We start from the raw sequence: 25,133 nt of genomic DNA, 5'->3' as shown, positions 1-25,133 counted from the left end.
TGACAGAGCTGCACCAGTTATTGAGTTGGCCCGTTGAGTCGCCTTGATGCAATGACAGATGGCGACCCCGGGGTGGCAAGCGCGCTTTAGTTGCTAATTCAAAAAGGGCAGCTACCAATCAACTAACCAAGGGCGACCTGTGCAATTTATTCTCGCTTGTAGGCCGCGGCTCACTTTTAAGCCAACTTAGATTGATAGGTGATCGAGACCACGGAGCTGCCGAGCAGGCCAGAGACGAAGCGGAACTACTCACTCGATAAATCCGCAAGAATGAGAACGCCGCAACAAGAACCGAGCTTACCGTCACGCGCAATCTGCTCTATCTCTCGCGAGACATCAGGACTGCAGCGTCACGGATAACCAGGATGCGAACCATATTCCCAGCGTCAACTGTATTGCCCACCGGTGTCGAAGTGACCGTGAGGGATACTAAACGCTGCGCCCATAACGTCGACATCCAAGGTCGCTATCGGCATATCGAGATCGGATCGACGCAATGCAAGCTTCATGATCCGGGGTGTTTTCCGGACCCTCGAGTTGAGCTGATATCATCCTCCGCGGCGTTAGCAGGAAAGAGCGTCGGTAAGAGAACTTTTCGCACCAGGGATATCGAGAGCTCCGGGCCGATGCACAGCTCCCATTTCGTCGGAAACTCCACGACCAATCCTTTTGCCATCGCCCCTGCTTCCCATGGCGACGACCTGAAATGGTCCGGACCATGGCAAATCTCTCGAGTGTGAGCATGCATCTGCAGTTCCATCAGGTGCGATACTTCTTGGCCCTCGCAAGGACGCTCAATTTTACGCAGGCTGCTAAGCAATGCAACGTAACCCAGCCGGCACTGACAAAGGCGGTCCACAAGCTGGAGGAGGAGCTCGGCGGTGCGTTGATTCACCGTGAACGTCGTTTCACCCAGCTCACCGAGCTTGGCAAAATAATTCTGCCCAAGCTGGAGGAGGTATTTCTCGCTGCGGAGGCGGTAAGGCGTCAGGCGCGAAGCTATCAAAAGAAGGCAATCGCCCGCCTCAAGATCGGCTTGGCGCCGTCAATTTCCGCCGCACTGATTACGGAATTGCTCGCGGAACTCGCCAGGACCATCCCTGAACTTCGATTCGATTTACGCGAAGCCGATGCCGACGAGCTCGTTGCGTTGCTTTTGGATGGCGAAATTAATGCGGCCCTTGTCGGCGATACCGTGGAGCTACCTGAGAGGATCGACCATTGGCCGCTCTTCCAAGAGCGGTACGTTCTTGTCCTATCTCGAGAACATGCGATAGCGAGGCAAGCCGCGATCCCCATCCAAGACTTGCGCGAGGTGGTATTTCTCGAACGGCTCGGATGTGACGTCGTGGGCAGATTCATGCGAGAGTGTTTTGGCGACCATCCTGGCCCTAAGGTAGTACACACCAGTGATCAGGAAAGGCATCTTCAGCAAATGGCATCCGCCGGTTTTGGAGCCATTTTGGCCCCAGAGCACGCTCCAAGGCTGCCGTCGCTCGCTGCTATACCGATTGAGGGCGACCCAATTGGGCGTGAGGTGCAGCTCATGGCCGTGGCGGGGAGGCAATACTCGCCGGCTCTTGACGCGTTTATAAAGACTGTCCGCGCTCGGGACTGGCAGAGTACACTGGAAAATCTCCGCAACGCATCTATCCCTGCCTCAAACAATGGTAACATTCACAACGCTGGCGTACAACGTGGAGGCTCCTTATTTGAGCCACGAATCCGGGTCGCTCGCCCGAGCGATTCTCAGACAGCTGGCGAAGATCTGGAAGCGCGGCTATCCCGGCAACCGCACTCAATAGAGCGGCGGTGACTACTCGCGAGACACGCGGTGTGGCCTTGGCACTCGACATAATGATCTTCGGGCTGCCCCTCAGAATGAAGGCCAATTCTAGGGGCGATCCTCGGGACCACCCCCGCTAGAGAGACAAGTCCCGACTCTATTGGCTTCATGCTCCCCCGCTTGGGCAGACCCGCGGCACGAAAGGAGGATCGAGTCACGCCGCCTTTCTTAGGGGCCAGCTGCTCAAGAAAACGCCACGAAGCCGCATGCCGATCAGTCGCCTCAAGTCGATGCGGCTTGCGGCACGACGTGGCTCATTCGTCTCTGCATTCTCTGCTGCAAATCAGTCATAGAGCCCTGCTTGGTACATCTCAACCTCGTAGGCGGCGCCCCAGCTGCGTTGCCGCAGTGTCTGTGCCCTAGCGATATCGCATTTCCCGCCGGGGCTCTGTTGCGTGACCACGAACTTGCTCGTCTTTAGGAAAGAGAGGTTCTTTGCCAGCCTCTCCCAGTCACACTCAAATCGCGTGTAGTCAGGTCGGTAGAAGGGTGTCCGTGACAAACAGCCCCTGGCGGATAATAGGGTTGCCACGGGCATTCAGTGCCTCTCCTGACGCACTTAGGGGAATTAAAAGAGCGAAAATGAAGTGTTTGTTACAGATGTCGTCTGGATGCGTAACCCCCTCGATGCGTAACCCTCAGCACAAAGCGCAACAACGATACTAGAACTCTCCGCGGATGCAGCTCATGGGTAATCCCCGGCTTTGGGCATTGTGCAGCATGGCAATAATGATTGTCTATCGACTCGATGGCGAGAGGTGATTTCCATCGCCGACGTTGCAGAGCTATTCTCGTTAGCAGTCCAGAACGAAAAGGAGCTACCATGAAGACTCAAGTCCGCGGCCTCGCGGCTGCGCTCGCAATTGCTGTTCCTATCGCCGTCGTCTCCACGGCTGAATCGTCGGCCGCGCCGATCAATGGCACGTCGATCAAAGCGGCGGTACCTACCGGAACGACGGACGTGCGCTATTGAGTACGGCGGAGCCCTCCCTACCATCAGCACTGGGGCTACCCCGCCTATTATTCGAGCTGGGGCTATCCCGCCGATAGTTCGTATTGGGGCTACCCGACCGATGAGTCATACGATGCGGCCTACGGTTACGGATATTACAGGTCAGGTTGCTTGCCCGGACCGCGTGTCGGCGCATTTGCAACCGCACCCTGGACTGACACACCGACGTGTCCGCCGTATTGATAAGATCTCCTACGCTTCCGAGGAGCTGGACGTACTTGCAAGGAGGTTAATGCGGCCTCCAGGCGACCCGCGATTGGATCACCGCCTTTGAAATCCAATGTATCGAACTATTACTGTCCCAACTCCTCGTGCCACCGGTGGTAACTAGGGCGAATTGTGACAGCAAAGCTTGGCAGCGCGCGGCGCCTCTCGCCGCCGCTAGCCGCGATGTTTTTGCAGCATTGTTCGACATGCAAAGCCGTCCGTCATCAAGGAAGCGGGTAAATGCATCCCAGCGGCTGAGGCAGTAATTGATCGCTTTGGTCGTGTCGTTGTTCCTGGAGAGCTTGGCGCGCTGCTCAAGCAACCAAGCCTCCAGCTCGACGATCAGAGGGCGGCTACGCCCCTGGCGCACACGCAAACGCTCCTGCGCAGCAAGACCGTTGATCTCGCGCTCGATGGCGAACAGGACATCGATGCGCTTGACCGCCTCGGCCGCGATCGGCGTTGGTGAGCCGCGCGAGATCAAAGAACTTGCGTCTGCCGTGCGCCCAGCACGCGGCCTCGATGATCGGGCCGCCCTTGCGATTGGCCTCGTAGAGCCTGCCAAAGCCGGCGTAGGCGTCGGCCTGCATCAGTCCGGCATAGCCTGCCAGAGGCTGCTCCGGATGCGCTCGCGTCTGAGTTCTCTCTTTGATAACTGAACTCGGTCGTATCGTGGAGCACTAGAATAGGCCCGTCAGTGGCAATCGTGCGCTCACGCGTCGATTGAAAGTGGCCAGCCAGAATATCCGCCTCACTGACCCGGTCGTTGGAGAAAAAACGATACGCGGCCTTGGTATTAGCCCAGTCCTGGCACACCAGCGGAATGCTTTCTCCCATGGCGCTCCCGATCTGCGCTACCAGTTTGCGGAGCCGCTTATTCAGGCGCTCGTCGGCAAGGTTGCAGCCAGCGAGTTCGCGATCAAACCATGCGTCGGCTTCTTCGTCCATTGGCACCGCTCCCTGCGAATCGGTGCCAGTCAAGGAATCACGGTCGATTCCTGCGATGCAATAGGTTGGTGCGCTTCCTCAGCCCTCCGGGCTAAATGTGGGTAATTGAAAGCTTCACCGGACGGATACTCTCACGCCGGCTCCTCCGCAGTCGTAACGGCGCCTACGGAGCCGCATTGGGACCGCTAACGAGATGTCCGGCTGGCGGCCGCAGCCAGTGCATCGAATACATCGATCATTAGTCGATCAAATCGTCGAGTCGCCAAGCATCTTTAGCTACGCGGACTCATCCATGAGCGTCCAACATCGATCAGGATTGCGATCAGACCGTGCGACCGGGGATACGCGACACGGAACGCACGTGTTTCAGGCAGGAGTTGCGTGCCATCGATCGCGTTGAGCGATCGTTCGCCACTGTAGTGGGGCACGATTTTTGTGCTGCTCGTTGGCATCTTCCTCTCGACGCACATCTAGATCGAGAGCACGCCTCCAAGTGATTGGCCACGAACAGAACGATAGCGCATTCACACTACTTTGGCGCTGTGAATGCGAGATAAGAACACGATTTGCTCAGACTCGATCGGGTGGGGACTCGCTGCCGCCCGTGCGCGGCTGGCACCGATCCTGAGGTACAAATCGGGAGCATTCAATGGAAGAGATTTCTGCGCAAACCAATTTTCTAAACTCTCGTACCGGCCCGCTTGAATTAAGCGCCTTAGACGCGGCCGCTCCGGAGAATGAAAACGATAACGATCCTGCATTTCTAACGGCGGACAGACAAGAATACTTTCCCCGTACACCTCATCGATACTCGGTGGCAAGCCGCGCCGCCCATCAACGCGGTTGATCTCGTTCGCCGCTCCTACTCTCGATGTCACAAGAACTCAAATGAGCAGCCCAGCATGCAGGAGTTGCGCTATGCCCTTTCGCCGCATCACAAAGTCTATCCAGACCCACCTCATCGACTATCCTGCAGCCAGCGTCTTGATGATCGCACCTTTCCGGTTGAACTTTAGCAAGAACAGTCCTGTCGCGCTCTGGCTTTGGGCGGTGACCCGCATTGCAGCGCTTCTGCCGCCCACTTTCGCGGACCACGCGACGGGGCTCGTCCGGGTCATCCATTACTGGCTGCATCCATGGATGGATGGCGCATCTGGCCCGATTTCCATTACTCACCCGTCTGCCCTCCATTTTGGTGGGATCGACATCTGTTGCTACCCCGTTCTCGCCGCTGCGGTCTTGCTGACGGCCCCAGCCCTGAGCGCGATCGAAACGAGCACTGCCGTAGCCCATCTCGGCACTCGGGCGATCATCGGGCGACCGCTTCGATTTTAGCGCAGCATTCCGTCGCAGAAAACGATGTGTCGCGCCGCCCCAGAATGAATCGATCGAATCCGGAGAGAATGCGATTGAGAAGATTTACATAGCCACTTACCTTTTCAATTAAACAAGACAAGCGCATGGTGGGCGGAGATGGCCAGCGCCTCCAAATCTGCGTGGCGGCCTTGCCCAACGCGGAGCTCTTCCCTTGATTGACACGCTACTTGCGAGGCTCAGACGGCTGGGCGACTGGCCGTCAAACCAGGTACGCGCGGTTGATAGCGAACCGCTAAACGACCGGATTAAGCAGGCCCATCGACTCCGTCCGGACCAGCGGGCGTGACCGCCATTCCCGACTAGGCGGCATTCCATCGAGATCCTGTCGCGGCTGACAGCGTGAGGACCGGGTTTTACCCCTCAGGTTATAATGGCTCCTTTCCGGAACGCGATGTAGTCCTCAAGAGTCGCGTAGTACGCGCAGAATCGTCGTTAGGTTCACCATCGACAATGAGCTACGAGTAATTCGCGAGACCCTCTAAAAGCTCAAGCCAATGAACTCCGGGCTAGATCCGTTCGGCCGAGCCGAGAAAGCTGATCCGCTAAAGCGCGGTGAAATGGCTTACATGCTTGCTTGAAGGGACGGATCGATCTAGGCAAGGGACGCCGCATGCATCGGCGCGCGCGTGTCGCTCACGGACAAACGCGGATGACCTTCTTCCCGTTGACCCGTTTAGCCTGGTTGAAGACGGCAACAGCGTCATGGAGCGGCGAGACGTTTCCGATGTTCGGCCGTAGTCGCCCGTCTCGCACCCGCTGGACGATCTCACCCAGTTGGGCGCGATCGGGCTCGACGACAAAGTCGATCGCTAAGAAGTTGGCGGGCTGTATCTCGACGGGCCCGACGATCGACACCAGCGTTCCTCCGGCTCTCACCAGCCGCGCAGACTGTTTGCCAATATCTCCACCAATGAGATCGAACACCAAATCGACGTCGCCGACGTCTTCCAAGGCGTCGTTCTCGAGGTCGACGAACTCTTGCGCGCCGAAGTCGAGCGCCTTCTGACGGTCTGCGGCCCGTCCGGTGCCGATGACGTAGGCGCCGGCCTCACGTGCGAGCTGGGACACCATCGATCCGACTGCGCCGGCAGCCCCATGCGCGAGGACGCTCTGGCCCGCCCGTAAGCGGCCGTGGTCGAACAATCCCTGCCATGCGGTGAGGCCCGAGATGGGTAAGCTCGCAGCCAATGTAAAGTCGACATCTCCGGGCAGCGGCGAGAGATTGCGTGCCTCGACCGCCACGTACTCCGCCAGGGTGCCGTCGCGATACCAGTCCGCGAGGCCGAACACTCGCTGTCCGACCGACAGCCCTGTCGTGCCATAGCCGAGGGCGATGACCACTCCGGCCAATTCGTGCCCAGGAACTGACGGTGTCCGCTCACGGTCGAGGCGATCGGTCCAGGTCGAGGGCCACGCCAGCTCGGTCCCGACGAATCCCGACGCATGAACCCGAACGACGACATCGTTTATCGCTGCCTGCGGCCCCGGCCGCTCCACCAGCTTCATTCCGGCCGTTCCCGCAGCCTGGCTGCTCACTGCAATAGCTTTCATCGTCCACCTCTTGAGCGTGGTATGTCGTGATGTTCGTATTGTTCGCGAGCCACCAAAATACGATTCAAGATTCGTTCGTCTAATGACCTATAGCTATGGAATCGATGCCATCGACCCGGCGCCCAAAGATGCAAAGGTGTGGTACAGATACAGATATCTGCTTCTTACGACGAAACCGAATCGTGAGGGGGTGGAACGTGATTATTTCTATGCAGCTTCGGCGTCGCTCAGCCGCGCGCCTGCTCGTTGCGGAAATTGGCGGCGGGTCGTTGAAGTCTGCCATTCGGCTGGAAGGCGTGCGGCGTCGATTGGTTCGAGGGCCATGTCGGAGCAGCTCCTCCTGCTCAAGAAGTCGCCCGCGCGGAACTCTCGACAACTGGGATGAGACATCCTCAAGGCGCGCCTGTAACCCACGCCATCATCGAAATCATGCCTTTACGGTTCGGTTCTTAATCAACAGGGCGACCAGGATGGGCGCGATCATAAGACTGTAGTCGAGGGCGTACAGTTCGCAGCGATTAAAATTGCAGACACACTCGCGGCGGGGGCATACGAGATCGACTGAGTCGCGGCACTCAAGAGCGAGATACTATATGTTTTCGGTGATCTTTGAGACGCTCCCAAATCGAGAGAAGTGGGATGACTACCTCGACAAGGTCCGGATGCTTCGCCCCGAGTTGGAGCAGGTTGCCGGAATGGGAAATCCCTGCGCGCGACCTGTACATGGAGTACCCGCAGCGCCAACGCGATGAAGCAATACGCACGGGCGGCGGCGGCAACAACGATCGTCTATCGATTTCATGTCGAGAGTTCATTTCCCTCGCTCGCGACGCGAAGTCACTGTTTGACCCGTATGGTGCGATCACTCTCAGGATCATTCGATGGCGCTCCGCGGTAGACGGCGTCGGACGATGCAGATTGGCGCAAGAGAGAAAAGCCGCTGATGTCTCAACAAGCCTACGATATTGTCGTTGTCGGTGCGGGGGCAGCGGGATGTGTGGTCGCGAGTTATCTTGCCGAACACACCGATGCTTCGATCGCGCTGATCGAAGCAGGCGACACAGATCGCGATCCGTTCATCCACATTCCTGCCGGCTTCGCCAAGATATTGGCACACGATCGGCATGTCTGGAAATATGAGACTGTTCCCCAGCACGGCACCAAGCGAGCCTATCGCTCAGGAAAGGTGCTTGGCGGCGGCTCCTCGATCAACGCTATGGCCTACGTTCGCGGTCAGATACGCGACTACACAGCGTGGCAGGACGCGGTCGGCGAGACTGGCTACTGGTCGTATAACGATTTGCTCCCCGTCTTTATCGCGCAGGAGAACAATGACACCTTTCACGACCAATTTCACGGCATCGATGGCGGCCTAGCTGTCCAGCAGCCCAAAGGCATCAATGAACTGAACCAATACTGCCTAAAGGCCTTCCAGGAATATGGGCTACCCTTCAATCCGGACTATAACGGCAAGAGCCAGATCGGCGTCTCACCCGTGCAGTCCACGGTCGGAAACCAGCAGCGCTGCAGCGCGGTCGACGCTTATCTGCGTCCACACCTGACGTCGGGCCGCGTGACTCTTGTCACCGGCAAGACGGTCGTCCGCATCCTCATCGAAAACAAGCAGGCTGTTGGCGTCGAGCTCATGGAGGGCGCCAGGATCACAGCCGGAAAGGTCGTGCTGTCGGCCGGCAGCGTCCATAGCCCGAAGATCCTCATGCACTCGGGCATCGGTCCAGCCGAGCAGCTTCGCCAGCACGGTATCGCCGTAATCGTCGATTCTCCAGAGGTCGGCGAAAATCTGCAAGACCATCCGATGGTACCGGTGCGTGCCTATGTGAAGGGCGATCTCGGCTATCAGGCCGTCGCGCAAGGCCTCGGCACCGTGAAGGCGGGCCTTCGCTATCTCGTCACCAAGGATGGCCCCCGCAGCGGGCAATGGCATCGAGACGGTTTCCCACTGGAATCCGTCCGACTTCACCGCCGAACCCACGATCCAATGCTATCACGCTCCTATCATCGCGAACCAGGAACTCAGCCCGACGGGCGACCGCTCCGTCATCACCTTCGAACTCGTAGTGCTTCAGCCCAAGAGCCGTGGCTGGGTGCGGTTGGCCGACAGCGACCCGACGTCGATGCCCCTGATCAATCCGAACTTCATCGGCGAGGAGGAAGACTTGAGAGCCGTGGTGGAATCGGTGCACGCGATCCGCAGGGTTATGGCGCAGGAGTCGTTGGCGCCGGTTATCGAGGAAGAGATGGAGCCGGGGCCGCGCATCCGGTCGGATGCCGAGATCGGCGAATGGGCGAAGCGCGCTGTGACGACGATGTGGCACCCGGTCGGCACGTGCAGGATGGGCCAAGATGCGCGAGCGGTGGTTGACGCGAGGCTCAGGGTCCGCGGGGTCGACGGCCTCCGGGTGATCGACGCCTCAATCATGCCGAACATCAGCAGCGGTAATACCAACGCCCCGACCCAAGCGCTGGCGCGCCACGCCAAGGCGATGCTGGTCGAGGATAAGCAGACCGAGGAGCTCTGGTGCAAGCCTGCGTGGCCTGACGATCGAAGGCCAAACCGACCATGCCGCGTCAACGTCAAAGGGCCGGCATCATTGTCCTCGATATGCTTCATCCTTGCGGCGGCTTCTGGCGGTCTCCAAAGGTCGAACTATCATCCGGGTGGCCATCGCGCGTTGGATGGGAATGAAGGGTGGTTCATTGCGCGGGGACTCAACGTCTCGTCGGCTGGCCTGGGTAATCTGCGATTGGCTCATGACGGGCTGAATAGATCAAAGTTGCCAAAGACCGCCACCGGGAGGAGCTCTTATCGTTCAGCTCGGGCATTGGAACGCAAGCTGTTCTGACCACTGGACGCCGGAAATGACCACTGACATCGAAATAGCCCTGAGGCAGGCTGCCGAATACCTGAAGGCCTCCGGCCAGGCTGAGAAGGCGTTAGCCGCCGGACGACTCGCGCCGGGCTTCTGTCTGCCCGGCCAAGATGGCGTAAAGACCTCCTTGGCCTCGATACTGCGCCGCGGTCCGCTCCTTTTTGATCTTCTATAGCCCATCAATCGAGGCAGGTGGAGCTTCGCTAGTCGTCATCTCGCCGCAGACAATTGAGGAGAATGCAAGAACCCGAAGGACCAAAGACGTAACGCTACCAATCTTGAGCAACAAATGCGGGAAGATCGCGCTGCAGTTCGGCGTTCGTTGGCGCATTCCCGAGCGCCTCCAGACATTGCATCTGAAGAGCGGAATCGATCTGCCAAGCCTTCATGGGGAAGATAGCTGGATGCTTCCAATCCCGGCACGGTTCGTTGTCGATCAAGACGGGGTCATCGCCTACTCGCAAGTCGATCCGGATCAAACTCACCGGTCAAACCCATCTGACATCCTTCCTGTACTGGATCTCCTCCGGAACGCGCGGGGTGCGTAGGCATCGCGGCCAAGCTCCGCGACGAGCTCGACGACGTTGCGACGGCAAGCCTTCTCAAAGTGTACGTAGACGCGGCCAAGAAGCGGGGCGTGGTTGCTGAGCGAGGCTGCACGGCCGCCCTTGATCGTCGACGGATGCGATGAGCCGAAAGTCCAAAACACGAAGCCGCGAGTCCGAAGTGGCCGCGTATGCGCTAGGACTCACGGCCGTTCGTCGGGAGCGGGTCAGGAGGCGTCCGCGCTGCGCGCGTGGCATCGGGACATGACGCGAAAGTGATGCTCGCCCAGGAGCACCGACTGGGAGAGACCTGTGTCATTCGCGGCTGCGTGCCGAAGATGCTGTTTGTGTACGCGAGCCGTTTCAACGATTCGTTCGATGAGGCTACAGAAATTCGGCTGGCGCTTGTCGGTCGCGCATTTCGACTGGCCGTCATTGGTCACCGCGAAGGACCGCGAGATTACGCGCCTGGAGGGGCTCTACGGCGCGCTCAAGCTGCAGGGAATGAAATCGATAACGCCACTTCCGCAGCAGCGAGAGCGCTGGCAGCGTTGCGCCGGCCGCCTGGACCAGCCGCTCGTCGACCCGGCGCGTGCTGCCCTTGCGTGGCGCCGAGCGAGTGGAATGGAAACAATAACGACCGGGCATTTCTAATGGTTGGCGTATCGGCATAGCCTTTCTGCGCGTCTAACCGGGCGCGACGGTCGTGCGGAGTACTTGCCAGCATAGGACGGCGTGATCGTCATCTTAGGTGGCTGCACTCGCTGCGTCGCAAGAACCCGCTCGAGAAACCAAGCACATAGGAGTCACCGATGTCGTTCCGCTTCATCACCAAGTCTATCCACGCTTACCTGATCGATTATCCTGTCGCGATCGTCTTGATGGCAGCGCCGTTCGAGCTGAAGCTCGGTCAGAGCGAACCGATCGCAATGTGGCTTTCGGTTGTTGTCGGCGTCGCGGCGCTACTCTTGGCCGCCATGACCAACCATCCCACCGGGCTCGTCCGCATCATTCCGTACTGGCTGCACCTTTGGGTCGATCGCGCTGTTGGGGTGGTGTTTGTCATCGCGCCGTTTGCCTTCAAATTCGCGGGGCTCGACGCCTGGTATTACTGGGTCCTCGCTGCCGCTGTCCTGCTCACCACGTCAGTCTTCAACGCGCCCGCAGAGCCAGTCGCGCGTTTGGGTTTGAACGGGCGCGCCGCGGGTTGAAGACGGCGCCGGCGTCCAGAGGAGCTACTTCAGGCTGAAATTGATGTGGCGAGGAGTGAGCCGCTCACGGAGTTCTCGATGCCGACGATGAACCGAACCACTTTGTGCTCCGGCTTGGTGCCAGCGGACTGGCTGATGGCCGGTGAATGACACCAACGCCGCAGGCGTTTCCTCCCTTGACTGCCCGGGGCTCAAAGCGAGCTCCGGGCTTTTTCGTTCGAAGGTCCGATTGGAAGGTGAAAAGCAAATTGTCGCTAAGTAGCGCTATACGGCCAGCGATATGCGCGCGTAATCGATACCCCCCAATGGACTAGGCGCGACTTGGAAAAGGCAAAAGCCTTCGACGAGGTCCCCCCCAACGATGTGCAGGCGTCGCGGCTCCAATAAGGTGCCGACAAAAAGCTGGTTTTGCCGCGGCTCAGCCCGGTTGTGTTAGATTGTTTCGAGGCTGGCGGCCCCAAAGGGCGCCCCCTCTCCAACGTCAACGGGAATTGTTCATCTCGGTGCGGGGTTGGTCGGACGTGGTGTCAGTCTCGCTCCGCGAAGGCCGGGGTCATGAGTGGTACTGAATGATACATCGAGAACGAGGCCAAGCCTCTGCCCGATGCCTACAACGCCGCCCTGATTAAAGCCCATTAGCTCGACCTCCAGTTTTGGCTTAGAACAAACTCACGCCCGCATCGCAGCGACAAGTCCGGCCTGGGTGATCCGAAATCGCCCCCACCCACTCAGAACTATCCATCTGTAATCGCCGGCAAACCCAATTCCACGCTCGGATTCGTAATCGCTGAGACCTGCCTCTGTGAGCCAAGACTGCGCCATAGCGTCCTCGATATCGATATCCGCTCCGCACCCATGCTCGATGAGAACCCGCATCACTCGCAACGCTTCTTGTTCTTCCATTCCTGTGCTCCTAATTCCCGTGTGGTCAGGTAGCGCCGGGGCGTGCGCCTGCCTTGCCACTTGACAGCGTAGTCCTGCAAAAGCGCACACAAGCGTGCCTATCGTCTACTAGCCCTGACGAAGTTGGACATACTGAAGGATGACCAGACTCGCTTCGGATCCGCATGCGAAGTGAACGACGGATCCTCGAGGCCAACTATGAGGACTCGCTTGAAGACGCAGATCGATGTGTCGGTGGGCCAACTGCAACAACCTTGGGAATCAGCTATTTTGGCTTGGCATCGCAAATAACTATCGGTTCCCATGCACCAACAATTCGCTATTCGGAGTGCCAACATTCAGCAGTTGCCGCTCGTACTCGCGCTCGATCAAGCTCCAGCAATGGCAGGAGATCTGCGCCAGCCGAAATACGTCACGGACTACGAGGCAGCCACGCATCATTTCAATAAGCCCATCCTTCCTGAGTTGAAGAAGGCAATCCGTAACGCCTGCGCGGCGCACTCCGAGAAGCTGAGCGAGCACTTGGTGTGTAAGAGGGATCTCGTCAGAGCCCAGGGCATTGCGAGCGAGCAGGAGCCATCGCGCCAGGCGCTGCTGTAGTTGATGGGCCGTATTACATGCCCCTGATTGGGCGGTCTGAATAAGCACGGAAGCGATATACGCGTGCACCACGCTGCGGAACGTCGGCAGACGGGCAATCGCTTCCTGAAAGCGATCTACGGTGAGGCGATTGGCCGCGCCGGCCACCTGCACAATTCGACGGTGCGTCGGCTGCGTTTTTGCTGTCAACGCGAGATGTATTCCGGCAAGCCCTTCCGAGCCGATCAGCCACACCTCAACGAACTGTTGCGGTCCCACCTTGGCACCGACCGACACAAGACCACTCTCGACGAAATAGACGTGTTGCATGCGAACGCCGTAGCGATGAAGAACTTGCCGCTTCGTAAGCGGCACCTCTTCCGAGAGCAACAGAACGTGCTTGAGTTCATCAGGTGGGAGCAGACGTAATAATCTGTTGCGAACTTCATACATCAGATTCAACGTCCTAATACTTTTTGAGTAAACGAGCTATCCAACTGTACGTTTTCGTACCAAAAAACTGAGCCGGAGAGCGATGTAACGCTCGTGGGTCAGCTCGCATTTCTTGAGGTTCGAGGACGAGGACTTGGCTCATGCCGCTATCAGTCCTGAGTATGCGAGGACAGTGCACGACAAGTCGACTGGAGCAGCTGCTTCATGATCAACATTGTCAAGATCGATGCATAAGCGCGCGCCCCGGCGGCAACGGAGTCTCTACAGTTGGTGACGGCTGAATTCTTAGCTTTGGCACTTGCGGATCGCGGCGGCAATAACGATCGTTTATCGATTCTATGGCGGGACGTGATTTCCCTCCGCAGCACTCGAAGGTAATTATCGTGAGTGGTGGACCGCCTCCGCTAAATCGTCTTCTGCACTGCTCAATGCCAGATCGATCAAGGTAGCGATACCTTCCGTGACAACGGACGTGCGCTATTGGGCGCAGCGGGGTCATCCGATGGTTAGTACTGAGGTTATCAACCTCGGCGCTTTTGCGACGGCGACCTGGACCGATACGCCGACGTGTCCGCCGTATGGATAAACTTCCCCTGCGTTCTCCTGAGGAGAGATGCTGAAATGAACAAGGCTGCAGAACCCCAGCCGGCCAATCGACGGGATATCGCATGGGCAATTTAGCGAACTGGCTTTATCTTATCGGGTCGCTGTGCTTTGTTCTTGGTACAGTGATCAACATGCTTCCGGTTTGAGGAAGGCGAACGCCCGTTTGAACAGTTTTAGCCTTCCGCGGTCATGCGCACTGGTTCTTGAGTCATTCTCGACGGAGCCAAGCGGTCCTGCCTGCCAATTGTTGTCCACTGAACCGACATGACCCTTGCATGTAGGTGAAACGACGCGAAGGTCAAAACTCGAAATTAGCCCCAGTGCAAAGTCGATGGAGGCGTTGAGTGCCCTCATTGGTCAGCTCGCTCGACCCCGCGATCTCGCACGTGCGCCCGATGAAGAGCACCGCCGATAGCAGCCGCCGGACCAAGTGCGGCTTTCCCATCACTGGGAACGGCCCGGGTGATCAATCGTATCCTTTGGTATGGTTGTTTCAGACAAATGCAGTGCGCAGATCGACCTCAGTGTAATGGTCCAGTCCGTCTTTCCTGAATAGGCTTAGATAAGAGGGAATAGTCGTCTGGAACTGCCATACGAAAACGGCCAAAAAGAAAGGAAAGAGTGATGGGCTGGATGTTCGACAACGTCGAACGTTTGATGGCCCGGCTGCAGAAGCCGGCCAATCGGTGTGAGCCCCCCACCTCGGACGATGCAACGACTGCCCTACGCCACACTCTTCAACCCGGTGACGTCCTGCTGGTCGAGGGCAAAGGTCGTATTTCCAGCAGCATCAAATATATCACTCAGTCGACATGGTCGCATTCGGCGTTGTACGTCGGACCGATATCGGGCGCCACAAATTGCGGCGAGCCGCACGTCCTGATTGAAGCCAATATCGACGAAGGGGTCGTGTCGGCCCCTCTGTCGAAGTATTTGCATTGCCAAACCCGCATATGCCGACCAGTCGGCCTGAGCGATGCGGACCGCGAACAGGTCTGTCGTTACGCATTCGAACGGATAGGTCTCGGCTACGATTTCAAAAACGTCGTCGACCTCATGCGCTATCTATTCCCTTGTCCATTCACGCAACGTTGGCGTCAACGAACCATTGCGCTCGGCTCCGGCGATTCGCGTCGGACCATCTGTTCGTCTCTGATTGCGCAGGCATTCGACGCCGTGCGTTACCCGATCCTGCCCAACATCACGCACATGGAGAACAAGTCCGGGCGGTGCGAGATCGCCGAGATCCGTCATTCGTCTCTATATGCGCCGCGCGACTTCGATCTATCGCCCTACTTCATGGTGGTGAAGCCCACGCTACCCACGGGCTTCAACTATAAAAACATGCGCTGGGCAGATCTCCAAGTTGACGCCGCACAGGCCACAGTTGCGCCGGACATGGAACGCGCGATCTCGGCAGTGGTATAGCCCGACTTCCGTGAGGCGGAATCGATTGTGCTGTTGTCTTAGTCGCCATGATCATGGTGAAGCACGAGCGGATCATCAGTCGATACGTTTTTTACAGCTAACCTCCCGGGCCTTGACGACGGGGTTGCCGTCTTTCCCTGCAAGCGCCCAAGTGTAGGTAGACATGTCCCCCATTGTCTGAATTAGGCCGGTGAACGCGAGGTCCATTTCCGGCATCTGCGCCTGTACCGCCTTAATCGCGAGTTTCGACGCCCGCATAACCCGAAAAACCAGTCTTCCTGCTCGCCGATGACCACGTCTTCTGCATAGGTTGAAGGAATGCCCGCGATGCGCTCAGCTGCGTCTCGGGTATTCCAGATTTCAGGTGACGATTGACTATCTTTGCGATGGGATTGGACATGTCTCACTCACGCTTGTGTGCAAGACGTGATCGCCCTGCGCTTGCGATCAGGCCATGCTGGCTCGGCACATCTGACGCCAACTAAAGCGCCGTTTAGATTGTAGGGCCAGACCGTCGTGCGACCAGCTCAGTTCGGCCCATCCAAGACAGCGTCGTTCCGATCATCAACCCATTCGCTATCAATGCGCACGCGATAGCGAACGTCCTTAGCTTCCCAACGGGCGTCATCAAACAAGCGGCGCACCCAAACGTAATTATTGAATCTTGCGACCAATGTCGTTCGCAATTCGTCCATCATCCCATTTTCACTGTCGCATCCAAGAGCCTATGCACTTTCCAGCGCATCCGGCCTAAGCTGATCGCCATCAGCGGCTCAATTGAACGATCAGTAACCGTTGGGCTCTAAAGGGTCACTGATACGATGCGAAGGTTTTATGGCGCTCGGACTCTAACGCCGACCACCTGCGCAACGAGTCAAGAGCGTCGCTCTCGGCAAAAGAGACTGCCCGACAACTCCCCTTAGGGACCAAGATCGCCCACCTCTGCCGCAGCACGATGGCACTGGCGCACAACGTGGACCTGCCGACAGGCGAAGCTGGCAAGGGGCATCGGCAAGCCGACGAACACGAACGAACAGGGCAGCGACGCCGAGATCGATCAGGGGACAACGAGGCCGACAAGGCAGTGGAGAAGGTTTCAAAAGTTGCTGAAGTCCTTTGCATTGATGTTGATAGTCTTCTTTGCAGCAATCGCTGCGGTCCGTCCAGGGAGAGCAAGCGGCACAACCATCGCCTGGAGCAGCCAACCGGCGGTTAGCCAACCGGCGAGCAGCCGCGCGATCCAGCCGACTTAGCGTTAGAAAAGAAGATCAAGACATATGCCGAGGCTGTTCGTGTTGCTCGACAGCCGGGGGGCGGAGTCGCTCCGGCGGGAGCCGCAATTTGCGCCGGCCAAATTGTGAGTCTCCTTACAGAGGCAAGCAAGACGCCGTCGACCCGACGCCAGAACGTCGCTTGTGACGCTCAACCAACATTCGATCGGGCATCCGAACGGGAAAAGTTCGGATGCTTCCTCATCCGTTTGCGAGCTAGATTCAGTATCTAGCGCTTGGTTCGAAAAAGGCCTCAGTCCTGGCCGGTTCGCCTGATATCAAAAGCGTGTATTCAACACGCTCCCCCGTGTCGAAAGCTGCCGCTCTAACAATGGGGCGACAAACAATCAGGGCGGCAGTCGTCTGGTAGCGATGAACGACGGCCATCCGACAGACGAAGTGCGCATTCATGATACCAGCACAGCCAATCGCCACCCAAACGCTGGCTTTTCTGGCGGCGCCGTTGGTGGCCATCGGACCGGTGCCGCCGATGACCGTGCAGATAGCGCGCCTCGCTTGAGACAGCCTCGCTGCCGAACTATCGTCGCCCTTGAGGGAAGCGAGTCCTTACCTCATCGTACTGACAATATCCCTTGCGTGGCGCACTGGTAGGAGCCGGCATCCGGGGAATATCGGTTGTGATGCCTCGGATGGTGCCTCCCTCGTCTCTGCTTTGAAATGGGGAAAATCCCGATGATCGTTACCGCAACATACGATCCGTCCCTCGTTGCCCTGTCCATCCTGGTCGCTGGCTTCGCGTCTTACACGGCCCTGGATCTCGGCGGACGCGTGGCGCTTGCCCAAGGACCCGCGCACCGCATACCCACGCACCCCATCTGGCTGGCGGCGGCCGCCCTCACCATGGGAGGCGGCATATGGTCGATGCACTTCGTCGCCATGCTCGCCTTCGAGCTGCCGATGCCGGTGTCCTACGATGTCGGCTTAACTGTCCTTTCCCTCGTGCTGGCGATCTTGGGCACGAGCGGCAGCTTCTACGTCATCAGTAGCCCGGGCGCATGGCGCCCCCGCCTCGTCCTCAGCGGCGTCTTCATGGGGCTCGGCATCCTCGCCATGCACTACACCGGCATGGCGGCCATGCGGGGGCCCGTCGAATTGAGCTACGACCCCCTGTGGTTCGCGCTCTCCGTGATCATCGCGATCGGCGCGGCGACGGCGGCGCTGTGGCTGGCGTTCGGAACCACGGACCCTGGGCAGAAGCTCGCCGCCGCCATCATCATGGGCGTCGCCATTTCCGGCATGCACTACACGGGGATGCGGGCGGCCATCTGTACCGCTCCCGCCACGACCGAGGTCGCCCACGAGGACGCGACCCTCGATCGGACTCCCTTGGCGGTGGGGATCGCCGGTTTCGTGCTCGTCGATCTGGCTGCCCTCCTCGCCTCCGTGGCCAAGCGCAAGCGCGCCGCGGAGGCCCTGCGTCAGACGCAGGCGGATCTTGCCCATATCCAACGGGTCACCGCCATGGGAGAACTGGCGGCCTCGATTACACATGAAGTCATGCAGCCGCTCGGGGCGGGAATGAACAATGCCGGGGCGGCCTTGCGCTGGCTGGATGGCCAACCGCCAAATCTGGACAAGGCCCGGGAGGCGCTTGGTCGTACCGTCGCGAACGGACAGCGTGCGGCCGAGATCATCAGCCGCATCCGTGCCCTCGTCAAGAAAGAGCCCCCGCGGAAGGATGCCTTGGACGTCAACGAAGCGGTCGTTGAGGTCATTGCCCTGACCCGTGGCGAAGTGATGAAAAACAATGTCTCGGTGCAGACGCAACTCGCGGAGAGCTTGCCGCCCATTCAAGGAGATCGAGTCCAACTTCAGCAGGTGGTGCTTAACTTGATCATCAACGCCGTCCAAGCGATGAACGGTGTAAGCGAAGAGTCGCGGGGGTTGCTGATCGGCACTGGGAAGGATGCATCGGGCAGAGTGCTTGTCGCCGTGCAGGATTCTGGTCCGGGACTCAACCCGAAGAGTTTTGAACGCCTGTTTGACTCATTCTACACCACCAAGCCGGGCGGCATGGGCATGGGGCTATCGATCTGCCGTTCGATTGTCGAAGCTCACGGGGGACGCATATGGGCCACCCCGAACGCCGGGCCAGGCATCACCGTGCAATTCACTTTGCCGATCAACGATCAAGCCACGGCATCCGCGCGTCCGGCGGCGTAATCTTCACTACTATCCAGAAATTCAGCCCTGTCGCCAACAAAAGATGGTGAAGGTCTGCAACAGAGAATTCTGGTTTTGGCCCATCGCGTCATTCCGTGGCGACGCGGAATTTACTTGTTATCTGGGCATAGCCGGTATCGAGCAGGACGCACCCACCACTGTAACTGCAACCAGGGATTTTCTTACAGCAGATAATATCAATAAGTGCGACTTGCGTGTACCTCGCATTCCTCACGCTCTCCAAAGGAGCCGAGAAACCGATTGGCACGCGGTCACCCCAAATTTGTGCCGTACTGCTCTTGATCGCAGAGTTGCAGAATGCGGACAGAATCGGCCCTGCTGGATCGATCACGATTTTTGGCTATAGCCGCTACCTGATTATTGGACGCGGGCTGGCTCCCTTGCCAAAACCGCGTTACGAGATCGACGATGTTTTTCAAGGCGGACGCCCCGCAGCCAACTGTGGCAGTAGACACTAATTACCGGAGCGGCAACACGCGGCTCGATCAAGAGAAACGCGGCGGGCGCTACGCCGCCGGCTTTGTTTTGCAACTGCCTGCTGGCTCGGTCGAGGCGCACGGAGTGCGTCGCGACGCAAAAGGCCGCCTGCGTTACCGCAGGCGGCCCACGCCTCAGGAGGAACGTCCAAGGCGGGCAGCGATAGCGAGGTGGGCTGGGGGGAGGTCTCTCGCTACCGCATACGGTATCTAAGATGATCGCGATCACCGGCTCAATTGTACGTCGGTAGACGTCGGGCATCACAAGGGATCATGGGACCGACACAAAGGTCTATGGCCGGCCACTTCCGCACTAGGGCAGCCGCCGTCACTGCCAGCGCATTACGTCGAGCATCTACAGCGTCATTACGAATTTGGCTGTGGCGTGACGAGTTCGCCTTTAAGGGCGAGACCTTCGCATCGTTCCATGACCACTTTGGATGCCGTACGATTACCTACGTTCAATTGAACCGCTGATCGCGATTGTCATAGGCTGCATCCGTGGGAAACACAGAATTTTTCCGCTATCACAGGAGCAGCCTTGAATATTGTTCTACTATCTCAGGTCATAGCGGCCGTCATCGGCGCGCTGTTTATGGCATACAACTTGTTTCATTACGTACTTTTTCTTTTGGTGACCCGACCGAAGGACGCGAGCAAGATCGGCCACCAGCTGAATGAATTCGAGCAGCGCCAACTGATTGAATGGACACCAAGGCCGCACGACTTTCTCAAACACGACGACGAAAAGCGCACATATGATGACGTATTCGGTACGTATCGCGACGAGCAATCGAACTACAGCACGTGTGTGTTTCCACGATTGGCATTTTCGCACCCTTACGAGGCCGAATGTGCACTTTTGAAGCCGAAAGACGGGATGCGATTCCTAGATCTCGGATGCGGCTCCGGCGCGGCAGCCGAATACCTGGCCAGGCGGAGCAATATCGAGATTGTGTGCGTGACCAATTCATCTGTGCAGGCGGAGATCTGCCGGCGGAAATTTGCGAGCCTTGGTGGGCGTGGACAGGTGATAGTCATCGATTTCGACAGCCTAGATCTCAAATGAACACTTTGATGCCATCTATGCGATCGAGTCGATTGGCTACACGAAAGACCTGGACGCCTGGCTAGCTAGATGCTGGCGGATGCTCAAGCCGGGAGGACGGTTGCTGATCCATTCGCCGGGGTCGCTGGATCATTGTCGCCGTACCAAGGATTACCTGAGTGTCACCGCCTTCTTCGAGAATTGGCGCTACAATTTTATCGGGGCCAATCTTCTCGTCTACAAGATGCGCCGACTTGGGTTCAGTCCAATCCACTATCGGCGACTACCATTCTTGGCCTGGGGAGTAACCTGGAACTTCATTCAACACATGCTGTTGTGGAAGTACCGGCTAAAGATGCGCACATTCGTGGAACTGGAGCGAATCATTTGGCGCACGTCGAAGGTGTTTGTGTTTGGCAACCCGTACAACACGGTGCTGGCGACCAAACCCACGGCACCATTTTGCTCCCAAACTCACACGTCGGAAGCAGTGGCGGGCTCAGCCGAAATTAATCACGAGGTTCGCGCATCAATACCGGCCTCATGATCATCGCGCTGTTCTGTGTGTATCTGCGTTCCTCCTGGCCGGCAATGACGTCGGCTTTGGCCCAAGCTTTGGCCTGTCTTGCGGCTCGAGCAGCGCTGTTGAGCGCTCGCTGCCGGCGGCTCGTGTACAGGGATCGCACCCGCCCGCAGTGTGGCAGGCGAAATATGATGCCTGCATTGACCCGCCCCTGATCGCAAACGCATGGCTTGCAGCCCGATAGCATGCATGACGTTTCGAATATAAAGCGACGAAGCCGCCACATAGACGATATCGTTATTGGAGACGTCATCTCGGTTTGCTGATGCAAAGCTCGGCTACGCCTTCTCCAAGCCGTGCCCAAAGTCCAAATTACGTGTCCACGAATCCGCGGCCCCTATTTTCTCTTTGACGAGCGATTTGCCTGCGCCTCAATTACGGGCCGAGGGCAGTTCCTCGAAGCAACGATCAAAAACGCAAGAATTTGCGTGAAATCCTAGCGCGAGATCGAGGTGCAGCCCGCCAAGTCTTCCGACGCTTGCGAGATGTGGTAAAGGAAAGCAGCATGGAGCAGTCTCCGCGGATCGGCGACAGGATCACTGAAAAATTAGAGCCGCCGGATGACAACACTGTCCGGGACTGGGTAGGTCAGAAGGCGTTTGTGCATTGGGTCGAGCTGCGGAATTGGATCGGAGCATACTACCCCGGTGTTTTCGCGCCGGATTGGCTATATGCCGGCAAGAAGCGCGGCTGGTCCCTGCGCTACAAGAAGTCCAAGGCATTCTGCACTTTTTTACCGGAATACAGGCGGTTTAGCGTCCTGGTGGTCTTGGGGAGAGCAGAGCGAGAGAAGTTTGAGCAGCGGCGCTATGGCTGGCGCTCGCATCTGGTCAACCTCTACGACCAAGCCAAAACGTACCCAGATGGGAAATGGCTGACAGCTGCCATCTCCTCGGCAGCTGATCGACACGATGTGACGGAGCTTTTGACTATGAAGCGCCCTCCACCATCACGCGGTTGACGTCAACGGCAAATTACCAAATCGGAAACAAATAAGGCGGTCACGGAAGTTGCTTCAACTGATCCGTCGACTCTCAGTTTCTATACTTGAGGCCGTTTATGGAGCCCCGATCGCCTTCATCGGCTGCATACGACATTCGCTTGCGCAGCAGGCAGTGCCGAGAAGAGCCAGGCAGCATCAGCCCAGCTGATTAGCCGTTACGTTTCACTCAAGCAACCGTCGAGTCCCGCGAGGTCAGCCATTGTTTGCCGTCGAATATTTTGTCGGCGCGCTCCTGTTGTGAAAGTGCCTGCTTTGGAGAAAGGCGGAACTCCGAAGCGAGAAAGTCCAGATGCCAAAAATCGGCGCTCTCTCCTGAAGTCTCTGCGCAGGAATTCTGCCGAACGCCGTTTGTGGGTAAAGATGATGCCGCATTCTTCCTAAGCGTGCGTGTAGATCCACCCAAGAAGATCGATCATGCTACCGACTAGTGGGACGTGCGCCGTCGACTTGTTCGACGCCTGACGCTCTTTTCCAGCGTGAACTAGATAACTAGGATTATCAATGCGCACCGCTTCCTCTGTGGCGCGAAGATCGCCGTTGTGGGCTCGCAACTCATTTGATTTTCGCATAATTTGGATCCGAAACCCAGCTCCAACATGCCAAACCCTGCGCAGAGACGACATGACCGATCGCCTCCTTGCTCTAACACTCTTCGTCCGTGTCGCACATACCGGTAGCTTCTCGCGGGCCGGCAAGGATCTCGGACTTTCGCAACCTTCGGCGTCCCGACACATCGCGTCGCTCGAACGCGAGGTAGGAGCGGCCCTCTTCGCGAGATCGACAAGGGCCGTTGTGCTCACCGAAGCCGGGGCGGACTACCTCGCGAAGGTCGAGCCCGCGCTCGCCATTCTGGAAGAAGCGACCCAAGCCATTCACGGCAAGGGCGTGCTTCGCGGCGTGCTCCGGATAGGCCTGTCGCCTAGCATGGCAATTCGGGAGGTCATTCCGCGCCTTCCAGCCTTCATCTCGAAGCACCCTGCGCTGCGGATCGATTTGGCGATGGATGACGGTCGCCAAGACCTCATCAGGGGCGCGATTGACGTCGCGATCCGGTCCGGAAAGTTGGAGGATTCCTCCGCGACTCTAAGAAGGGTAGGATCAAACCCTCTGCTCATCGCCGCCTCGCCGGCCTACCTGAAACGGGCTGGGTACCCGAAAACACCCAACGATCTGTCCGGACATCCCGTGTTGATTGGTGTTCCAGGTTCGAATGGCGTCTGTTGCTTCGAGAAGAACGGAAGAACAGTATCCATAAAGGTGGAAGCTCCATTGTCGGGGAACATCAACGAAGCGGCCGTGGCTGGAGGCGTCGCCGGAATCGGGATCGTCGCCTGCAGCCTCTGGGGCTGTCGCGCCGAGCTCAAGTCGGGTGCGTTAGTGCAGATCCTCAAGGATTGGAACATGGGTGCCGCCGAGGTCAACGCTATATTCCCGGCCGGACGCGGAGCGAAACTCGCGGCCCGCGCTTTCGTTGAACATTTCGCGAAAAACCTCAAGACCGATCCGTGAGTCCTGCCGACCGTCGCCCGATCGTCGTTCGCGTGGCATAAAATCGTGGGTTGTGTCCAGCATCCGACGAGAGGATTTGAGTTCACTGCGACTACTTCAAAAGCCACCTAAATGCGTTGCGCAGCTCAGCGGCGCCGTTTGCGTCGTGCCAACGGGCGCGCGCGGAAATGATGCGCTCGGGCTCCAGGCCATCATCCGTCTGGGCTGCCTCCATTTCATGCCGGTGCCGCCACTTGAACTTCAGCCGCAGATCACGGGACAACCCGCCGTTCGGAGCTGCGATGCCGCCGATCGGCGCGCGTGCAATCAGTCATCTGGCGCAGTCGCGAGCGGCCGGCGTCCGGGCCCGCGAGGTCGCAAGGTGACGAACGCCGCGAGTCCCGGTCCCCGCCCCTAGGGGAACGCCAGGCCGAAAGGAGCCGGATCGGGCTTCTCGCCGTCCCGGAGGACCAAGAAGCGCTCCAGCCCACCCGGCTGCGGATTCCGACGAAGTCGCCCGGGTGTACCGATATGAAGTCGCCCGGGGATTCCGAGACGATGTCGCCCACCTTTCCGATTTGATCTCGCCCGGGAGCGAGGCATTCTGGCCGATAGATTTTCTGGCATTGGGCGACCCGGGCGGTCAACCCGGAATCGCGGCTTGAACTCTTCTGTTTCTGTTGCGGTTGCTGTGGGCATGTGGGCAACGCCTTGGCGTTGTCCAAGCGCAGCGGCATGTCCACAGGGCGACGGGCTCAGGTCTTTCGGGCGGGTTGCCGGCTTCGGCGCAGGCTCTCACCGGTGAGGTCGAGCCGATGGGCATTGTGGACGAGGCGATCGAGCACGGCGTCGGCATAGGTGGGATCTCCAATGAGCAGATGCCACTGGTCCACGGGGAGCTGGCTGGTGACGATGGTGGAGCGATGACCGTAGCGATCTTCGAGGATTTCCAGGAGGTCGTGACGGGCGCCGGCATCGAGCGGCTCGAGCCCCCAATCATCGAGGATCAGCAGATCGACACGGCCAAGGCCGCGCAACAGGCGTGGATGGCGACCGTCGCCGCGGGCGAGCGCCAGATCGTCGAACAGGCGCGGGACGCGCTGATAGAGCACGGAGCGATTGTCGCGACAGGCCTTGTGGCCGAGCGCCGAGGCGAGCCAACTCTTGCCGACGCCGGCCGGGCCGCAGATCAGGAGATTGACGTGGTCGTCGATCCAGCGGCCCTCGACAAGCTTGGCGAACAGCGGACGGTCGAGACCGCGCGGGGTGCGGTAGTCGATGTCCTCGACGCACGCCTGCTGGCGCAGCTTGGCGTAGCGCAGGCGGGTGGCGAGCCGTTTGTCGTGCCGCAGCGAGGCTTCACGTTCGAGCAGCAGAGCAAGCCATTCGGCGTGACCGAGGCTTGCGGCCTCACCGGTGGCTTCGATGTCGGCGAAGGCCTTGGCCATGCCGTGGAGGCCGAGGGCGTTGAGGCGGTCGAGGGTCGGATGGGTGAGCAAGGG

20 protein-coding genes and 4 pseudogenes are annotated in these 25,133 nt (G+C 58.6%); 15 read left to right on the top strand and 9 right to left on the bottom strand.

From position 1 onward, the window contains the following. The first annotated feature begins 742 nt into the window (after positions 1-742). Both QA642_RS08675 and QA642_RS08670 read left to right on the top strand, forming a co-directional pair. The gene (locus tag QA642_RS08675; RefSeq protein WP_283084292.1) at positions 743-1,816 is read left to right on the top strand and encodes a LysR family transcriptional regulator; all 1,074 of its coding nucleotides are present in this window, start codon (positions 743-745) and stop codon (positions 1,814-1,816) included. 853 nt (positions 1,817-2,669) lie between these two features. Further along, on the top strand, positions 2,670-2,819 hold the full coding sequence (locus QA642_RS08670) for a hypothetical protein (RefSeq protein ID WP_283084291.1): 150 nt from the start codon (positions 2,670-2,672) through the stop codon (positions 2,817-2,819). 433 nt (positions 2,820-3,252) lie between these two features. Here the strand turns inward: QA642_RS08670 and QA642_RS08665 are convergent. Next, positions 3,253-3,691, bottom strand: a pseudogene (locus tag QA642_RS08665) (transposase); the annotation flags it as partial. 142 nt (positions 3,692-3,833) lie between these two features. Then, positions 3,834-4,013 (bottom strand): annotated as a pseudogene (locus QA642_RS08660) (transposase); the annotation flags it as partial. Positions 4,014-4,662: 649 nt separating this feature from the next. Here QA642_RS08660 and QA642_RS08655 point away from each other — a divergent pair. Then, positions 4,663-4,860 (top strand): hypothetical protein, encoded by a 198-nt coding sequence (locus tag QA642_RS08655; RefSeq protein ID WP_283084290.1) that lies wholly within the window; start codon positions 4,663-4,665, stop codon positions 4,858-4,860. Positions 4,861-4,931: 71 nt separating this feature from the next. Beyond that, the gene (locus tag QA642_RS08650; RefSeq protein ID WP_283084289.1) at positions 4,932-5,348 is read left to right on the top strand and encodes a hypothetical protein; all 417 of its coding nucleotides are present in this window, start codon (positions 4,932-4,934) and stop codon (positions 5,346-5,348) included. 675 nt (positions 5,349-6,023) lie between these two features. On the opposite strand, the gene QA642_RS08645 is transcribed toward QA642_RS08650, so the two are convergent. Further along, positions 6,024-6,941: an NADP-dependent oxidoreductase gene (locus tag QA642_RS08645; protein ID WP_283084288.1), complete on the bottom strand. Its 918-nt coding sequence runs from the start codon at positions 6,939-6,941 to the stop codon at positions 6,024-6,026. Positions 6,942-7,884: 943 nt separating this feature from the next. On the opposite strand from QA642_RS08645, the pseudogene QA642_RS08640 reads away from it, so the two are divergent. The 3 genes and pseudogenes from QA642_RS08640 to QA642_RS08630 form a co-directional block, all read left to right on the top strand. Continuing rightward, a pseudogene (locus QA642_RS08640) lies at positions 7,885-8,697 on the top strand (GMC family oxidoreductase N-terminal domain-containing protein); the annotation flags it as partial. Positions 8,698-8,860: 163 nt separating this feature from the next. Beyond that, on the top strand, positions 8,861-9,805 hold the full coding sequence (locus QA642_RS08635) for a GMC oxidoreductase (RefSeq protein ID WP_349253870.1): 945 nt from the start codon (positions 8,861-8,863) through the stop codon (positions 9,803-9,805). 16 nt (positions 9,806-9,821) lie between these two features. Continuing rightward, the gene (locus QA642_RS08630) at positions 9,822-10,007 is read left to right on the top strand and encodes a hypothetical protein (protein ID WP_283084286.1); all 186 of its coding nucleotides are present in this window, start codon (positions 9,822-9,824) and stop codon (positions 10,005-10,007) included. Positions 10,008-10,101: 94 nt separating this feature from the next. Here QA642_RS08630 and QA642_RS08625 read toward each other — a convergent pair whose 3' ends face one another. Continuing rightward, positions 10,102-10,272 carry a hypothetical protein gene (locus tag QA642_RS08625; RefSeq protein ID WP_283084285.1) on the bottom strand — a complete coding sequence of 57 codons (171 nt, stop codon included), beginning with the start codon at positions 10,270-10,272 and terminating at the stop codon, positions 10,102-10,104. 317 nt (positions 10,273-10,589) lie between these two features. Here QA642_RS08625 and QA642_RS08620 point away from each other — a divergent pair. Together QA642_RS08620 and QA642_RS08615 are read left to right on the top strand one after the other, a co-directional pair. Then, positions 10,590-10,860 (top strand): annotated as a pseudogene (locus QA642_RS08620) (FAD-dependent oxidoreductase); the annotation flags it as partial. A 329-nt stretch (positions 10,861-11,189) separates the two neighbouring features. Next, positions 11,190-11,588, top strand: coding sequence for a hypothetical protein (locus QA642_RS08615; RefSeq protein WP_283084284.1), 399 nt, complete (start codon positions 11,190-11,192; stop codon positions 11,586-11,588). A 669-nt stretch (positions 11,589-12,257) separates the two neighbouring features. On the opposite strand, the gene QA642_RS08610 is transcribed toward QA642_RS08615, so the two are convergent. Both QA642_RS08610 and QA642_RS08605 read right to left on the bottom strand, forming a co-directional pair. After that, complete coding sequence (locus tag QA642_RS08610) at positions 12,258-12,491, bottom strand: hypothetical protein (protein WP_283084283.1); 234 nt, start codon at positions 12,489-12,491, stop codon at positions 12,258-12,260. Between the two features lie 291 nt (positions 12,492-12,782). Continuing rightward, the gene (locus QA642_RS08605; protein ID WP_283084282.1) at positions 12,783-13,523 is read right to left on the bottom strand and encodes a Crp/Fnr family transcriptional regulator; all 741 of its coding nucleotides are present in this window, start codon (positions 13,521-13,523) and stop codon (positions 12,783-12,785) included. 1,230 nt (positions 13,524-14,753) lie between these two features. On the opposite strand from QA642_RS08605, the gene QA642_RS08600 reads away from it, so the two are divergent. Next, complete coding sequence (locus tag QA642_RS08600) at positions 14,754-15,557, top strand: YiiX/YebB-like N1pC/P60 family cysteine hydrolase (protein ID WP_283084281.1); 804 nt, start codon at positions 14,754-14,756, stop codon at positions 15,555-15,557. Between the two features lie 527 nt (positions 15,558-16,084). Here QA642_RS08600 and QA642_RS08595 read toward each other — a convergent pair. Next, positions 16,085-16,255: a hypothetical protein gene (locus tag QA642_RS08595; protein WP_283084280.1), complete on the bottom strand. Its 171-nt coding sequence runs from the start codon at positions 16,253-16,255 to the stop codon at positions 16,085-16,087. Positions 16,256-17,521: 1,266 nt separating this feature from the next. Between QA642_RS08595 and QA642_RS08590 the strand changes: the two genes are divergently transcribed. From QA642_RS08590 to QA642_RS08570, 5 genes are all read left to right on the top strand, one after another. Further along, positions 17,522-19,012, top strand: a complete 1,491-nt coding sequence (locus tag QA642_RS08590; protein WP_283084279.1) for an MHYT domain-containing protein — start codon at positions 17,522-17,524, stop codon at positions 19,010-19,012. A gap of 1,038 nt (positions 19,013-20,050) precedes the next feature. Then, positions 20,051-20,578: a class I SAM-dependent methyltransferase gene (locus QA642_RS08585; protein ID WP_283084278.1), complete on the top strand. Its 528-nt coding sequence runs from the start codon at positions 20,051-20,053 to the stop codon at positions 20,576-20,578. After that, positions 20,568-21,104 carry a methyltransferase domain-containing protein gene (locus tag QA642_RS08580; protein ID WP_349253869.1) on the top strand — a complete coding sequence of 179 codons (537 nt, stop codon included), beginning with the start codon at positions 20,568-20,570 and terminating at the stop codon, positions 21,102-21,104. The genes QA642_RS08585 and QA642_RS08580 overlap by 11 nt, the downstream gene beginning before the upstream one ends. A gap of 541 nt (positions 21,105-21,645) precedes the next feature. Further along, positions 21,646-22,101 (top strand): DUF3788 domain-containing protein, encoded by a 456-nt coding sequence (locus tag QA642_RS08575; protein ID WP_283084277.1) that lies wholly within the window; start codon positions 21,646-21,648, stop codon positions 22,099-22,101. A gap of 663 nt (positions 22,102-22,764) precedes the next feature. Beyond that, a complete protein-coding gene (locus QA642_RS08570) occupies positions 22,765-23,652 on the top strand; it encodes a LysR family transcriptional regulator (RefSeq protein ID WP_283084276.1) in 888 nt (295 codons plus the stop codon). Positions 23,653-23,743: 91 nt separating this feature from the next. Here QA642_RS08570 and QA642_RS08565 read toward each other — a convergent pair whose 3' ends face one another. Both QA642_RS08565 and istB read right to left on the bottom strand, forming a co-directional pair. Continuing rightward, the gene (locus tag QA642_RS08565; RefSeq protein WP_283084275.1) at positions 23,744-23,914 is read right to left on the bottom strand and encodes a hypothetical protein; all 171 of its coding nucleotides are present in this window, start codon (positions 23,912-23,914) and stop codon (positions 23,744-23,746) included. Positions 23,915-24,386: 472 nt separating this feature from the next. Further along, entirely contained in the window at positions 24,387-25,130 is a 744-nt protein-coding gene (gene istB / locus QA642_RS08560) for an IS21-like element helper ATPase IstB (RefSeq protein ID WP_271597274.1), read from the bottom strand. Between the last annotated feature and the right edge of the window lie 3 nt (positions 25,131-25,133).

Origin of the sequence: Bradyrhizobium sp. CB2312 (assembly GCF_029714425.1) — a bacterium.
In the GTDB taxonomy this organism is placed as follows: domain Bacteria; phylum Pseudomonadota; class Alphaproteobacteria; order Rhizobiales; family Xanthobacteraceae; genus Bradyrhizobium.
Note: the sequence above shows the minus strand (reverse complement) of the source record. Positions and strands in the feature narration are given on the sequence as shown.